General features: G+C 48.1%; 13 protein-coding genes. 11 read left to right on the top strand and 2 right to left on the bottom strand.

Features of this window, described 5'->3' with window-relative positions; all coding sequences use genetic code 11:
- The first annotated feature begins 114 nt into the window (after positions 1-114).
- The 7 genes from BQ6873_RS04920 to BQ6873_RS04890 are packed head-to-tail and all read left to right on the top strand — an operon-like array spanning position 115 to position 6676.
- Positions 115-1065, top strand: coding sequence for a type IV pilus biogenesis protein PilM (locus tag BQ6873_RS04920; protein ID WP_076591653.1), 951 nt, complete (start codon positions 115-117; stop codon positions 1063-1065).
- A complete protein-coding gene (locus BQ6873_RS04915) occupies positions 1062-1790 on the top strand; it encodes a PilN domain-containing protein (protein WP_157889119.1) in 729 nt (242 codons plus the stop codon). Before BQ6873_RS04920 ends, BQ6873_RS04915 begins: the two co-directional genes overlap by 4 nt.
- Entirely contained in the window at positions 1787-2491 is a 705-nt protein-coding gene (locus BQ6873_RS04910) for an MSHA biogenesis protein MshJ (RefSeq protein WP_076591652.1), read from the top strand. Before BQ6873_RS04915 ends, BQ6873_RS04910 begins: the two co-directional genes overlap by 4 nt.
- On the top strand, positions 2476-2847 hold the full coding sequence (locus BQ6873_RS04905; RefSeq protein WP_231949282.1) for an MSHA biogenesis protein MshK: 372 nt from the start codon (positions 2476-2478) through the stop codon (positions 2845-2847). Before BQ6873_RS04910 ends, BQ6873_RS04905 begins: the two co-directional genes overlap by 16 nt.
- A 14-nt stretch (positions 2848-2861) precedes the next feature.
- On the top strand, positions 2862-4619 hold the full coding sequence (gene mshL / locus BQ6873_RS04900) for a pilus (MSHA type) biogenesis protein MshL (protein WP_076591650.1): 1758 nt from the start codon (positions 2862-2864) through the stop codon (positions 4617-4619).
- A 9-nt stretch (positions 4620-4628) separates the two neighbouring features.
- Positions 4629-5522 (top strand): ExeA family protein, encoded by an 894-nt coding sequence (locus BQ6873_RS04895; protein WP_076591649.1) that lies wholly within the window; start codon positions 4629-4631, stop codon positions 5520-5522.
- Positions 5519-6676, top strand: coding sequence for a tetratricopeptide repeat protein (locus BQ6873_RS04890; RefSeq protein ID WP_157889118.1), 1158 nt, complete (start codon positions 5519-5521; stop codon positions 6674-6676). Before BQ6873_RS04895 ends, BQ6873_RS04890 begins: the two co-directional genes overlap by 4 nt.
- Positions 6677-6713: 37 nt before the next feature.
- Here the strand turns inward: BQ6873_RS04890 and BQ6873_RS04885 are convergent, their stop codons facing one another.
- Together BQ6873_RS04885 and BQ6873_RS04880 are read right to left on the bottom strand one after the other, a co-directional pair.
- A complete protein-coding gene (locus BQ6873_RS04885) occupies positions 6714-7910 on the bottom strand; it encodes a pyridoxal phosphate-dependent aminotransferase (protein WP_076591647.1) in 1197 nt (398 codons plus the stop codon).
- A 27-nt stretch (positions 7911-7937) separates the two neighbouring features.
- Entirely contained in the window at positions 7938-8399 is a 462-nt protein-coding gene (locus BQ6873_RS04880) for a putative toxin-antitoxin system toxin component, PIN family (protein ID WP_076591646.1), read from the bottom strand.
- 30 nt (positions 8400-8429) lie between these two features.
- Here BQ6873_RS04880 and yaaA point away from each other — a divergent pair, with 30 nt between their 5' ends.
- The 4 genes from yaaA (at position 8430) to BQ6873_RS04860 (ending at position 13522) form a co-directional block, all read left to right on the top strand.
- Entirely contained in the window at positions 8430-9206 is a 777-nt protein-coding gene (gene yaaA, locus BQ6873_RS04875) for a peroxide stress protein YaaA (RefSeq protein ID WP_076591645.1), read from the top strand.
- Positions 9207-9695: 489 nt separating this feature from the next.
- Positions 9696-11351 (top strand): TolC family protein, encoded by a 1656-nt coding sequence (locus BQ6873_RS04870; protein ID WP_076593945.1) that lies wholly within the window; start codon positions 9696-9698, stop codon positions 11349-11351.
- A 21-nt stretch (positions 11352-11372) separates the two neighbouring features.
- Positions 11373-12152: an OmpA family protein gene (locus tag BQ6873_RS04865; protein WP_076591644.1), complete on the top strand. Its 780-nt coding sequence runs from the start codon at positions 11373-11375 to the stop codon at positions 12150-12152.
- Positions 12149-13522, top strand: a complete 1374-nt coding sequence (locus BQ6873_RS04860; RefSeq protein WP_076591643.1) for an HlyD family type I secretion periplasmic adaptor subunit — start codon at positions 12149-12151, stop codon at positions 13520-13522. The genes BQ6873_RS04865 and BQ6873_RS04860 overlap by 4 nt, the downstream gene beginning before the upstream one ends.
- The last annotated feature ends 21 nt before the right edge of the window (positions 13523-13543 follow it).

The raw sequence follows: 13543 nt of genomic DNA, 5'->3' as shown, positions 1-13543 counted from the left end.
AATACGTTGTTAATCGTTTTGGCTTTTGTTTTATGGTGTAAAGAACCGGAAAACTGATTGACATCAATGGGTTAATCCCCTAAGTTCACGCAGGTTTTAGACGAGAATTTCAGTATGAATTGGTTCGGCAAAAAAAGGAAAATCACTGACTGGATGGTTGTATGTATACAGCCAGATGGCATTAGTGTATCTCACATAAAACGTTCGCCTTCTACCAAGCCTTTGGTGGAATTTGCGGCATTTTTTGCGTTGGCTGGATCGACGATTCCACTCGTGTTGGAAAAGTTGGGCAAGGAGTTACGCGCTGAGCGTTTTCACTGTATCAATCTGATGGCGGCTAACGAGTATCAACTACTGTCAGTTGAGGCGCCCAACGTTCCTGCTGATGAGTTGAAGACGGCTATTCGCTGGCGTTTGAAGGATATGCTGGATTTTCATATTGATGATGCAACGATCGATGTACTTGATGTACCGCTGGATAAAAACGCGGGAAATCGCAGTCATCTAATGTATGCGGTTGCTGCGCGTAACCAATTAATAGAACAAAGGCAGACGCTCTTTAGCGATGCAAAAATGTCGTTGCGCATTATTGATATTCCAGAAATGGCACAGCGCAACATAGCTGCCTTGCTGGAGACTGAGGGACGTGGCTTGGCATTATTGTCGTTTAATGCAGAAGGCGGCTTGTTAACAGTGACTTATGCAGGTGAGCTTTATTTGTCGAGACGTATCGATGTCACGTCTGAGCAATTGATGCAAGAAGATGATGAGCAAAAACAATCTTGTTATGAGCGTGTAACGCTGGAACTACAGCGTTCGCTGGATCATTTCGAACGGCAGTATCACTTTATAACTTTGTCCAAAATGATGCTGGCTCCATTGGCTGAAAAAGCGTCAGGTTTGGTCCCGTACTTGGCTGAAAATTTGTATATCCCGATTGAAACCTTGAATCTTGAAGCCATACTCGATTTTAGAAGTGCCTCCGAGTTGAGAGCGCTTGAAATGCAGCAACGCTATTTCATGGTGCTGGGTGCAGCATTACGGCATGAAACGGTTGCACTATGAGTCAACAGATTAATCTCTTCAATCCAATTTTCCTTAAGCAGGAAAAGCATTTTTCTGCGTTGACGATGGTGCAGGCATTGGGTGCCATCTTGCTGGCGGCTATTTTATTGACAGTTTATACGGCCTATCAATTATCGTCCTTGCAGGCGGAACAGAAATCGGTAACAGCGCAGTTGCAACTGGCGCAGAACCAATTGGCGAAAGTGACGGCAGATTATGTGCCAAAAGAAAAAGACATGCGTCTAGAGGCGCGATTGCAACGAGCAGAAGCACAGGTGAGATCTTTACAGCAAGTGTCGGATGTTTTACGAAAAGGGGAGTTGGGTAATACCGATGGCTATGCAGAATATTTACGTGCTTTTGCACGACAGATTATCGATGGTGTATGGCTGACCAGTTTTACAATCCATGGAGCGGGCAGTGCAATTTCTCTAGAGGGCAGTACTTTGCGCCCTGAGCTAGTACCAATTTATTTAACTCGTCTGAAGTCAGAGCCGGTGATGCAAGGGGCATCTTTTTCCTCACTGGAGATGGAGTTGCCGAGAGTCGAAAAATCGGTGGACTCAAGCGGGAAACAGCCAATATCAGCTGCCTATATCAATTTCAATCTGCATTCTTCCAATGTAAAGGTGAAAAAAGATTCAGTTGAGGAGGCGACGAATACAGCCTTGCCTGCTTTTAGCTTGCAGGAGCAATTGCGTAAGGCTGCAGGGGGCGGAAAATGAAGCAATCATGGCAAAAACTGGCATTGAGGATTGATGCCTTAACCTTGCGCGAGCGTGCAATCATTTTTGCAATCGCGGTGCTGATTTTCGTCCTATTGATTAATGCGGCTTTGCTTGATCCGCAGTATGCAAAACAGAGCAAGTTGTCGCAGCAAATCAAAGAGCAACAGGCTCAGATCGCTGATATCCAAAATCAGATTCAACAAAGAGTAAAGGCGCAGGAAAACGATCCAAATCGCGACATCCGCGAGCGTATGCAGGAATTGCAGCAGCGTGCACAGCAAATGAACGATGCTTTGGGCGATATGCAAAAAGGTCTGGTTTCGCCGAACCGGATGGCTGATTTGCTCGAAAGCGTACTGAAAAAAAATGACAAGCTGTTGTTACTGTCTTTGAAAACATTGCCCGTAAAAAAGTTGAATGAAGTCGCCGAGGCGGAAGAAAAGAAAGCGACTGAAATTGCATCGATATTGCCTGTAGATGAAGAGTCCGATGCCGTGAAGACGGTCTACAAGCATACGGTCGAACTAAAAGTCCAAGGCAACTACATGGACATGCTGAACTATATGAAGTCTCTGGAAAGTATGCCGTGGCAAATATTCTGGGGTAGTGCAGAGTTAGTGGTGGATGAGTATCCGAGTGCGACGCTGACCTTGACGTTATTCACATTAAGCTTGGATAAGAAATGGCTCAATCTATGAAACGGCCATTGATTGTATTGTTTGGTGCCCTTGTATGTTTGCCTGCTTTGGCACAACAGTTGCAAGATCCGACGCGACCGCCCAGTAATTTGACACAGCCTGATGCGTTGGCCGGTGCTGGTAGTGGGCCTGTTTTGCAGTCGGTATTCATTTCACCAACCCATAAGGTTGCGATCATTAGTGATCATACCGTTAAATTAGGTGAGAAATTTAATGGTGCGACCTTGGTAAAAATTACTGAAAGTGAAGTGATGTTGCGCAATGGCAGCGAATTTCAAACGTTAAAGCTATTCCCTAATATAGGGAAACGCTTAACGCCTGGTCATAATCGTAAAAATCCCGATAACCGGAAGTGAAGAGGTAGGTAAGCGTGCGTAAATTTCTATTAGTAATATTGGTTATTTCTGTCGCTGGATGTGCAGCACCGACATCCAAACGGGAGACCTACGATCTGATGAATGCCGAAATGAGCAAAGCAGCTCAGGCAAGCGTGCAGCCGGCAAAACAAGATGCGGTTTCCGCTGCACTTTTGCCACCAATTAATATCGAAATGCCGAAAGCACGGCAGCCACTTGAAGAGCGTTTCAGCCTGGCCTTCAATAATGTACAGGCCAGTCAGTTCTTCAATTCGATCGTGATTGGAACGCGCTATAACATGTTGGTTCATCCGAATGTAAGCGGGACGATCTCTGCCAACCTGAAAGATGTAACCTTATTCGAGGCGCTGGATGCGATTCGTGAACTATACGGTTACGACTATAAGGTTGAAGGATCTCGCATCATCATTAAACCGCTGACGATGCAAACAAGTGTTTTTCAAGTCAACTATCTGACTGGGAATCGTAAAGGTACATCATCTACACGTGTGATTTCTGGTTCGGTCAGTGTGCAAGGTAATGGACAAAACAATAATAACAATAACAACCTGAACAACTCGAATCAGCAAAATAATGCGCCTGCCAATAATTCAGGTACTAACCTCGCTGCACTGGAAAGCAGCAGAATTAGTACAACTTCTACCAGCGATTTCTGGGCGGAGTTGAAACTTGCACTGGATGCCATCGTTGACAGTGGCAAAGATGGGCGCAGCGTTGTCATTAGTCCGCAATCGGGGGTCGTTGTGATCAAGGCGATGCCGGATGAATTGCGCAGCGTTGCTGCGTATCTCAAAGCGACACAGTTGTCAGTTGATCGTCAGGTGATTCTGGAAGCAAAGATTCTTGAAGTTGAATTGAATGATGGTTTTCAAACTGGTGTGAACTGGTCTGTTTTCAGAACGGGAAGCACTCGTATCTCTGGTGGTTCGGTTACCCCTGGTACGGTATTGCAAACTAACGGTTCGCTTGCCACAGGCGTATCCAGCATTGATTCGGCGGGAAGAACCTATTCAGGAGGGGCATTGCAGGCCGTACCAGGACAAGATTTGGTCTCAGGTGTATCGAATCTGGGTAGCATGTTCGGTCTCGCATTGCAGACTAAAAATTTTGCAGGGTTGATTTCATTCCTGGAAACACAAGGAAATGTACATGTGTTGTCCAGCCCACGCATTGCAACATTGAATAATCAAAAGGCAGTTCTCAAGGTCGGTACGGATGAGTTTTTCGTGACGAACGTCAGTAGCAATATCAATACATCCGTAACAGGAACAACCTCGACACCAAACGTGACTTTGCAACCATTTTTCTCAGGAGTCGTACTTGATGTGACACCGCAGATTGATGATCAAGGAAATATTATCTTACACATCCATCCGTCAGTCAGTGATGTGCAAACGTCGGAAAAAGTCATCAATCTGGGTACCAGTGGCGGCGTATTGACTTTGCCTCTGGCGAAAAGCAGTACATCAGAAACTGATAGTGTGGTTCGTGCGCAAGACGGTAACATCATTGCACTGGGTGGCTTGATGCGACAAGGAACCTCATCCGATCGTTCCCAATTGCCAGGTGCCGGTGATGTGCCAGTGTTGGGTAATCTGTTTCGTAATACAAATCAGGCGACACAAAAACGTGAGCTGGTTATCTTGTTGAAACCAACGATTATTCATAATGAAAGTAGCTGGTCGCGAGATATTCTGGATGCGCAAGATCGTATTCAAACAATGGCACCACGCGGCAGAGCGCAAGAGTAACGGCACGCAATGTACAAGCATCATTTTGGTTTGCGTGAATTGCCTTTTGGTATCACACCCGATACAAGTTATTTTTTCGCTTGCCCAAATTATCAGCAAGCGTTGAACACCTTGTTGATCGCAGCAAAAAACGGTGAAGGTTTCATTAAAATTACCGGCGAAGTAGGCACTGGTAAAACACTCTTGTGTCGTAAATTTTTGGCGACCTTGGACGATAGTTTTGTTACTGCCTATATTCCGAATCCTTATCTTGAACCGCGTAGCTTGATGCTAGCGTTGGCAGATGAGTTGGAAATCGAGCTTGATAAAGAAGTCGATCAGCATCAATTATTGAAGGCAATCAATTACCGTTTGCTCGTGTTGGCGCGCGATGGAAAACGTGTGATTTTATGTCTTGACGAGGCACAAGCGATGCCATTGGAAAGTCTTGAGGCGTTACGCTTGTTGACCAATCTCGAAACGGAAAAACGCAAATTACTGCAAATTGTCTTGTTCGGTCAGCCTGAGTTAGATGCCAAATTGCAGCAGGATGAGATTAGGCAGTTGGCGCAAAGGATTACTTTCCATTATCGCCTCAGTCCTTTGTCCAGAGACGATGTAGATTTTTATGTCATGCATCGTCTGAAGATCGCCGGTTTTTCTGGTAGTCGTTTGCTGACGAAGGATGCGATTCGTGTCTTGCATACAGCCAGTAGCGGTATTCCCCGTTTAGTAAATATTCTGGCGCACAAAGCATTGATGCTGGCTTTTGGTGAGGGTCGACAACAAGTGCATGTACCCCATATTCGTGCCGCAGCAAAAGATACGGAAGCCGCGCGTAGTAGTTTGCGGCCATGGATACTCTTGCTTGCTGGCGGACTTTTGATCGCCCTGGTGGGTGTGGTTTGGGCTTATTTGCAATGAGTATTATTAATCAGATGTTGCAGGATTTGGAGCAGCGGCATGCCGATGGCGTGGCGATTGGTGGTATGTCGGGCCAGGTTAGGGCGGCTCCACAGGAAAAGAAAGTGCATATAGCCTGGCTGCTAGCTGCGATATTGGCGGTGTTGTTGATCGGTTTGCTTATATGCTTGTGGTTGTGGCCTGCATCGCTTGTAAAGCCTGTTATGGCGCCGCAATTGTCATTGAAGATCGCTCCAGGTTTGACAACATCGTCAACACCTATAGCGATGCCAGAAGCCATTGTGACGCTAACTCCTACGGTGCCTGCAGTTATTGATGTGGTTCCGGTCACGATTGCTCCTGTTGTTACGGATAAAGCAGCTGCTGATGTATCGATCGAGAAGAACGATGACCAAAAGGTGAGCGTTAAACCTGTTATTGCTTCTCCAGTTACGGTCAAGCCAAATCTGGCAAAAAAACAAACGGATGAAAATATACGCTCAAATGTATCTGTAGCAGATAGCCCTTCATTGTCTACATCCAATAAAGCAGCATTGCCCGAAACGCCGCTCACTTTAGACAAGCATGTCAAGGAACTGACGCCACAACAACGTGCAGAAAACGATTACCGCAAGGCGACCGGTTTGGTGCAGCAAGGTCGTGTATCAGAAGCGATTGTTCTATTGGAGCAGGCCTTGCAAGCCGATGCGCAAAATGCTGGAGCACGCCAGACATTGATTGCTTTGTTATTAAGTAATAAGCGGCAAGACGAGGCGGCAAGACGTGCGCAAGAAGGCTTGAATCTCGATTCGAAACAGGCCGGCTTTGCAATGATACTTGCTCGCTTGCAGGTGGAAAAAGGTGATCAACAACTCGCGATCACTACCTTGCAACGTACTTTGCCCTACGCAGGCGATCGTCCTGAGTACTTGGCATTTTTAGCAGCGGTATTACAGCGTGAAGGGCGGCATAAGGAGGCCGTTGAGCAATATCTATCTGCTGTTCGCAGAGCGCCACAAAACGGTTTGTGGTGGATGGGGTTGGGTATTTCACTGCAGGCAGATAATCGTACGCCGGAAGCGAGAGAAGCATTTACCCGTGCGCGAGAAACGGGAACCTTATCCGCAGAGTTGCAAGCCTTCGTTGATCAGAAATTGAAACAGCTGCCACGCTGATTCTATGTGCCTGCCTAGTTGTTAGGCAGGTGCATCTTCATATTTTGGACAGCCGTTCTAGTGCTGTCTTCAGTGTTTCTTCCTTCTTCGCAAAACAAAAACGTACGATGCCGGAATTCTTAGGCTCGTTATAGAAGGCAGATACGGGTATGGCTGCTACGCCGATTTCGGCAGTCAGCCATTGTGCAAAATCATTCTCTGGTAAATCTGAAATCGCGCGGTAATCGACACATTGAAAATAGGTGCCGTCTGCCGGCAATAATTTGAAACGCGTGTTTGCCAGACCATCGCGGAACAGATCACGCTTGCGTTGGTAGAACGTCGGCAAGGTCAGGTAAGGCTGCGGATTTGCCATGTAAGCTGCAATTGCGTGCTGCATAGGCGTATTGACCGAGAAGAGACTGAATTGATGAACTTTGTGGAACTCTTTCATCAATTCAGCAGGCGCTGCGACATAGCCGATTTTCCATCCTGTGACGTGATAGGTTTTTCCGAAGCTGGATACGACGAAGGTGCGTGCGGCCAGTTCAGGGTGTCGGCATACGGATTCATGTTGCATGCCGTCGTACACCATGTGTTCGTAAACTTCATCTGACAACAATAAAATGTCAGTGCCGCGGACGATATCTGCCAGCTTCTGCAAATCGCTTGCACGCAATATGGAACCGGTAGGATTGTGCGGCGAGTTGATCAGAATCAGGCGTGTTTTGTTAGTGATGGCTGCTGCGACTTTGTCCCATGGCACTGCATAGCCGCTTTCATCAACTTCCATTTGTACGCAAACGGCTTTGCCGCCAGCGAGTGCGATGGCCGGCAAGTAGCTGTCGAAAGCGGGTTCGATCACGATGACTTCATCGCCGGTACGGACGCAGCAAAGGATGCTGGTCAGTAATGCTTGTGTGGCACCTGCGGTAATCGTGATCTCGCTTTGCGGGTTGTAACGATGTCCGTAGATCGATTCTATTTTCAGTGCAATGGCTTCACGCAGAGCTGGTACGCCCGTCATGGGTGGATACTGATTGAAACCGTTTTTCATCGCAAGCGTTACTGCGTCGAGCAATGCCGGATCGCAGTCGAAATCCGGAAATCCTTGGCCTAGATTGACAGCCTTCTTCTCTGCGGCGAGCGCTGACATTAAAGTAAAAATAGTCGTGCCTACTTGCGGCAGTTTGCTTGCTATCGATGGCGTATCGAATAAGGACACATCGTTTGCAGGATTGTTGAGAGTAGGCATGCGGTGTCGATTGTGTGAAGGTACAAGTTATTCAACTGCTTGAGGTGTTGCCGACATTTCAAGCATCCATGCTTCCGGTGTCATGATAGCGAACAAGCCGTCACGACGCGTTTTTCTGGCGCATTTCAGAAGTGCCTTGTCTTTTGTGATCAGCACATCCGCTTTTTCATCACGGGATAGTTCAAGGAATTTTTGGTCATCCTTGTCTTTGCACACAGGCAGTTTGGCTGCCTCTGCATTGACTTCAGCTATGGGATAGCAATGTATCAAGGTATCAAATTCTGCCGAGACGCGCATGCGGTCTGCTTCGTCTAACTTCAAATGTGGATAGCTTAAAACGATGCTCCACTCCATGCGACAATCGTCACGTGTGATGGCTTGCACTTGTCCGCTTCTCAGCGCGTCATGCAGCAGCGTCCAGCGTGGATCACGAAATACAAACAGATCCAGACAGACGTTTGTGTCGAGTACGATGCGCTTCGGTATCATTGTCAAAATTATTCTTGCCCGGATGTAGAAATGCTTATTGTTTTATCGCCTGCCAAAACCCTTGATTACGACACGCCCGCCCATACGGATATCAGCAGTAAACCTGATTTCATCAAGCGATCCGCAGAATTGATCGCCATCTTGCGACAGTCGTCGCCGGATCAGATTGCCAGTTTGATGCGCATATCCGATCCTCTCGCGACCCTGAATGCTAATCGTTTTGCGGAATGGTCGCCTAAATTTACGCTGAAAAATTCCAAGCAGGCGATGCTGGCATTTAATGGCGATGTGTATGAAGGCTTGGATGCTGCGAGCTTGAACGCGCAACATCTCGCTTATGCCCAATCGCACATCCGCATTTTATCCGGCTTGTACGGTGTATTGCGACCGCTTGATTTGATGCAGCCGTATCGCCTGGAGATGGGGACCCGACTGGCTAATCCCGTCGGCAAGGATTTATATGCATTCTGGGGCGATGTCGTCACGCATACCTTGAATCAGCGTATGGCCGAACATCAATCGGAGGCCTTGATCAATCTGGCATCGGAAGAGTACTTCAAGGTTGTGAAGCCCAAATTGTTGAATGCGCCGGTGATCACGCCTGTTTTTCAGGATTGGAAGAATGGGCAATACAAGGTGATTTCTTTCTATGCCAAACGGGCGCGCGGTTTGATGGCACGTTATGCGGCAACAGAAGGTATCGTTAATCCTGATGCACTAAAGTCGTTCAATGTTGATGGTTATGCCTTCGATCATGCCTTGTCGGATGAAAAAACCTGGATGTTTAGACGAAAAATAACGGCCTGATTTTCAGAAAAAGGCTGATTAAATTTCCTTGTGGAAATTAATATTTCTACAAGGAAATAAAAGGCTGCAAATTGCGCAATTGCATCAAATATTTCTTTGAATCGTGCAATTGTTAAATCCTTCTTCGCGTTCTGCGACTGCTTTATCTTCTCTATTTGCTGCATTGCAAGGCTAACTTGATTTGCTGGTGATATTGAATTGTAAATTCGAGTTGTCGATATATCACGTATTGCAAATTTAATTGTTAAATCAATAGCTTATCTAAGCAAATCTGAGCAATTTATCGTTGTTCGCCTACAACTTCTTTATCGTACGGCAAGCATTCTCTCAGGCATGTTCCCATATAATGCTTACTTGTAAGAGCAGGAAGTGATTTTACCTTTTGTCACATTTGGAACTTATTTAGAGCAACATGCATGAGATTGCATTGGATGCACCTTTTTGCAGCACAATCGCCGGTTGGCGGAATTGATCGGCCAGTTGTTAGAGATGACAAGTACATTCAAATTTAGATTGCTCACCGGTCTTCAACTTTTCATTAGTTCGCAACTGGTATTTGCAGAGCCGCTGCAACTTTCAACCGCGTTGAATGATGCAAATCTATTCCGCTCCCCATCGCGCGAGCAACCATTTTCTCAAGACGTACAACGCCTTACTCCGACACCGAGCGCTGATGTAGCGCCGGCACCTCCTGCATTGCGACTGCCTTCCGATGAGCCGAAGCCAGTGAAGTCGCGTAATAACGGTAATGCTGCAAAAGCTTCAGAGAATCAGGCGACGGATTTGGCGAAGGATGATGAAATCATTCAATTGCTGCGTCAATCCGACAAGGCATTTGCGAGTGCATCAGTCGCCTTGCCGGAAGATATTGTGGGGGCAGGAGATGGGCGTTTGCAAAACATGCTGTCGCTTGAAGAGGCTCTGGCGCGCACATTGCAGAACAGTTACAGCTACGCCGCGGCGAGTGCGCAAGCTGAGGGCGCGGTGTATGGCAAAAAAGCGGCGTTGGGACAAATGGGGCCGACGATTGATTTACGTGGACAGCGTGGTCGCGAGTATTCAGCGCCTGGTGCGTACACAGATTTGAGTACTGGTAGAGCAGTGGCCAGCGATACACATATTCGTTGGGACAACAGCGTCATCATCCGCCAACCGATTTTCAATCCGGGTTCCTATTTTGAATATCGCAAGCAGGCGACGTTAGCCGATGCTGCAGACTTCCGCAAAGAAGATGCGCGTGAAGCCTTGTACTACCAGACGATCAAGGCCTACTACGATTTGCTGCGTAGCTATGTAGCGCTGACGTTCGCACGCAGTTACGCCGAACGCATGGATACCTTGCAGGATTACATGAACAAGCGGCTGCAGGGCGGTGGTGCGAGCAAGGTTGATTTCGAACGTGTACGTGGTCGTGCGTTGACGGCACAGTCGGCCATGATCGAGGCGCAAGGTGTGCTGGAGAGCGCAATGATCACGCTCGTGCAATTGACTGGTGTACGTTCACAGCAACTTGGCATTCCATCAAAGATGATGCCGATTGTTCCGGTGACGTCCAAGCAGGCTCTGTCGCTTATCTATGAAAACAATCCAGCAGTGCGAGCTGCTCGGCAAGACGCAGCAGCAGCGAACGAGGAATTGAAATCGGCACGTTCACGTTTCTCACCCAACCTGTCAGTTGAAGTTACGCAAGCCAGAACGGATAACGCTGGCGGTGGCGGCATACTGACCACGGACAGACGCTACATGTTGGTCATGAACATGAATCTGTTGAATGGCGGTTCGGACTACTACTATCAAAAGCAAATCGGCAGCAAGTTTGTCGAGAAGTCGAATACCGCATCCGATATCGAGCGCAAGCTCAAGGAACAGATAGAGATCAATTACCGCACGCTCGATGCGGTTAGAAAACGAATAGTCATTGCACGTCAGGCGTATCAAACCAATGCCGGTGTCGCTGACGTATTTCTCGAGCAGCTGACGACGGGTAACAAGCAATTGCTTGACGTACTTGATGCGTATCAACAAGCGTATCTATCGCGTGTTGATCTGGCGCAGTTGCTGTTTTTGCAGGCAGATATCAGCTATCAAATTTTGCGTAATACCGGTCGTGCCTCTTCCTTCGTGGAAGGCATGCAGCAGCCTTAATGCCGTAACCTTGGGGGAAAGATGGAAGGTGGAAAGGAACAGAATTTCTGGCCCGGATTCGTCGATGCGTTATCCAATGTCGTGTTGGTGATGATTTTCGTCGTCGTCGTTTTTGTGGTGACACTGTTCTACTACTCGCAGAAGCTTGCGCAATTCAAAGCCGTGAAGTTCATGGAAAAGAAGGAATTGCAGGAGCAGGTTGCTACGCCATCGAAGAACCAACCGAATATCAGTCGTCTCGATGACGGTAAAAATCCTGATGTTGCGCGCTTTAAGCTGGAGAGTCAGGAGCAGATAAAAGAAATCGCCGCATTAAAAGGGCAGGTAGCTTTGCTACAAGCGAAGCTGAACAGTACAAGCACATCAGCCGCCGGCAGTTTGCGTAGCGACGAAGGTGCGCCGACGAATGCCATCCAGATTGAGAAGACGCGCACCTCGACTGCAGTCGATACCTTGGCCGGGATCAAGATCGATGGTCGTACCGATGCGATTACATTGCGTTTCGATAAAGATGGCGTCGAGCTAAACAACGACGCTACCAAAACGCTGGATGCCAATATCAAAGGCTGGACTGACAAGATCAAATCACGCCAAGGCAAGTTGGTCATTACCGGTGTAGTTGGTTCACTTGCCTATACCGAAGGCCGTCGTCGTGCTTATTACCGCACGATCGCAGTTCGCAATTACCTGATCGATCTTGGTGTTGCGCCTACCAGTGTCGTCAGTCGTGTTGTGCCAGGCAATGAAAGTGCGGAAAGCGACTCCACCGTAGTGATTCAATATTCCGCATCCGCAAAATGAAATTTCCTCGACTAGCCAGCTTTATCAAGACCAGCCTTCAGCGCGCAGAAACTGCGACGCGCAAGGCCGTGCCTTTGCTGGATAGAGGTTTGGAAATGCATCGCGAGATGCCAGGGCCAAAACTGTTCGTGCTATGGCTGCTGCTTATTTTGTTCTTGTTGGTGATTTGGGCCTACTTCGCACCTATCGATATGGTTGTGCGTGGGCAGGGACGCATTGTTCCTTCTGACCATAATCAAATCATTCAACATCTGGAAGGTGGCATTGTCTCGACGATAGCTGTGCGCGAAGGCGCAGCGGTACGGAAGGATCAAATACTGATCACGATCAAAGACGTGCGCGCCAGCTCGGATCAAGGCGAAGGCAGAGTCAAGCTACTTGGTTTGCGTACACGTGTCGCGCGACTGACAGCGGAAGCGAATGGCGCAACGCAGTTAAGCTTGCCTGCCGATATACCGCTGGATGCAGCAGCGGTACAAAGTGAGCAGGCTGCGTTCATAGCGCGTCAGTCGAAGTTGAATGGTGAATTGAATATCTTGCGTGAACAAAGCACGCAACGTCAGGCTGAGTTAAGTGAAACGACTAGCCGTCAAAAAAGTTTGACTGATGAATACAACCTCGCGCAACAGCAATATCAATTGGTGCATGCGATGTATGTCAAAAGTGCGGCATCTCAACTGGAAGACATTCAGGCGCAGTCGAAAGCACAGGATGTACGCAGCCGCTTGAATGCGACTAGCGCGATGATTCCGCGTCTGCGTGCTGCGATCTCTGAAGCGCAGGCCAAGGTGGCGGATGGTGTGTCGCGCTTTCGTGCGGAAGCGCGTGCCGATTTAACGACTGCAGAAACTGAACTTGCGCGTTTGTCGGAAGAGATGAAGTCACGCAATGATCGTGTACTGCGTTCGGAAGTCAAAGCGCCTATGGATGGCGTAGTCAATCGCATCTTCGTTAATACGGTAGGTGGTGTCGTCAAGCCGGGCGATCCGATACTGGAAATGACACCGATCGATGACAAGGTTGTGGTTGAAGCCAACGTCAATCCAACTGACCGTGCTGAATTGGCGATAGGTAAACCGGCGCGCGTCAAAGTGACAGCGTATGACTATGGCGTCTACGGTTCGATGCAAGGCGTGGTCACCGAGATCAGCGCCGATACGGTGCCGGAAGAGCGTGGCGAGCGTCACTATCGCGTCAAGATCGAAGTCACCCGCGACATGGAACATCTTAAAAATGCTGACAACGGCACACCGCTCATGCCTGGTATGACGGCAACTGCCGATATCGTCGTTGGCCGTCGCACAGTATGGCAATACCTGATGTCACCGTTGAATCGTTTCACGCAGACTGCTCTGCGCGAGCCACGATGAGAACGAAAATTATCCTGATAG

The sequence above is a fragment of the Herminiimonas arsenitoxidans genome, from assembly GCF_900130075.1.
Taxonomy (GTDB): Bacteria; Pseudomonadota; Gammaproteobacteria; order Burkholderiales; family Burkholderiaceae_D; genus Oxalicibacterium; species Oxalicibacterium arsenitoxidans.
The sequence above is the reverse complement of the archived record's forward strand: the minus strand, read 5'-3'. Positions and strand labels throughout refer to the sequence as shown.

What these genes read in the sequence shown, in the direction of transcription:
- BQ6873_RS04880 (WP_076591646.1), bottom strand. Translation starts at nt 8,399, where the DNA reads ATGATACCGAAGCGCATCGTACTCGACACAAACGTCTGTCTGGATCTG.
- BQ6873_RS04885 (WP_076591647.1), bottom strand. Translation starts at nt 7,910, where the DNA reads ATGCCTACTCTCAACAATCCTGCAAACGATGTGTCCTTATTCGATACG.
- BQ6873_RS04890 (WP_157889118.1), top strand. Translation starts at nt 5,519, where the DNA reads ATGAGTATTATTAATCAGATGTTGCAGGATTTGGAGCAGCGGCATGCC.
- BQ6873_RS04860 (WP_076591643.1), top strand. Translation starts at nt 12,149, where the DNA reads ATGAAATTTCCTCGACTAGCCAGCTTTATCAAGACCAGCCTTCAGCGC.
- BQ6873_RS04895 (WP_076591649.1), top strand. Translation starts at nt 4,629, where the DNA reads ATGTACAAGCATCATTTTGGTTTGCGTGAATTGCCTTTTGGTATCACA.
- BQ6873_RS04865 (WP_076591644.1), top strand. Translation starts at nt 11,373, where the DNA reads ATGGAAGGTGGAAAGGAACAGAATTTCTGGCCCGGATTCGTCGATGCG.
- yaaA (WP_076591645.1), top strand. Translation starts at nt 8,430, where the DNA reads ATGCTTATTGTTTTATCGCCTGCCAAAACCCTTGATTACGACACGCCC.
- BQ6873_RS04910 (WP_076591652.1), top strand. Translation starts at nt 1,787, where the DNA reads ATGAAGCAATCATGGCAAAAACTGGCATTGAGGATTGATGCCTTAACC.
- BQ6873_RS04915 (WP_157889119.1), top strand. Translation starts at nt 1,062, where the DNA reads ATGAGTCAACAGATTAATCTCTTCAATCCAATTTTCCTTAAGCAGGAA.
- BQ6873_RS04870 (WP_076593945.1), top strand. Translation starts at nt 9,696, where the DNA reads ATGACAAGTACATTCAAATTTAGATTGCTCACCGGTCTTCAACTTTTC.
- BQ6873_RS04920 (WP_076591653.1), top strand. Translation starts at nt 115, where the DNA reads ATGAATTGGTTCGGCAAAAAAAGGAAAATCACTGACTGGATGGTTGTA.
- BQ6873_RS04905 (WP_231949282.1), top strand. Translation starts at nt 2,476, where the DNA reads ATGGCTCAATCTATGAAACGGCCATTGATTGTATTGTTTGGTGCCCTT.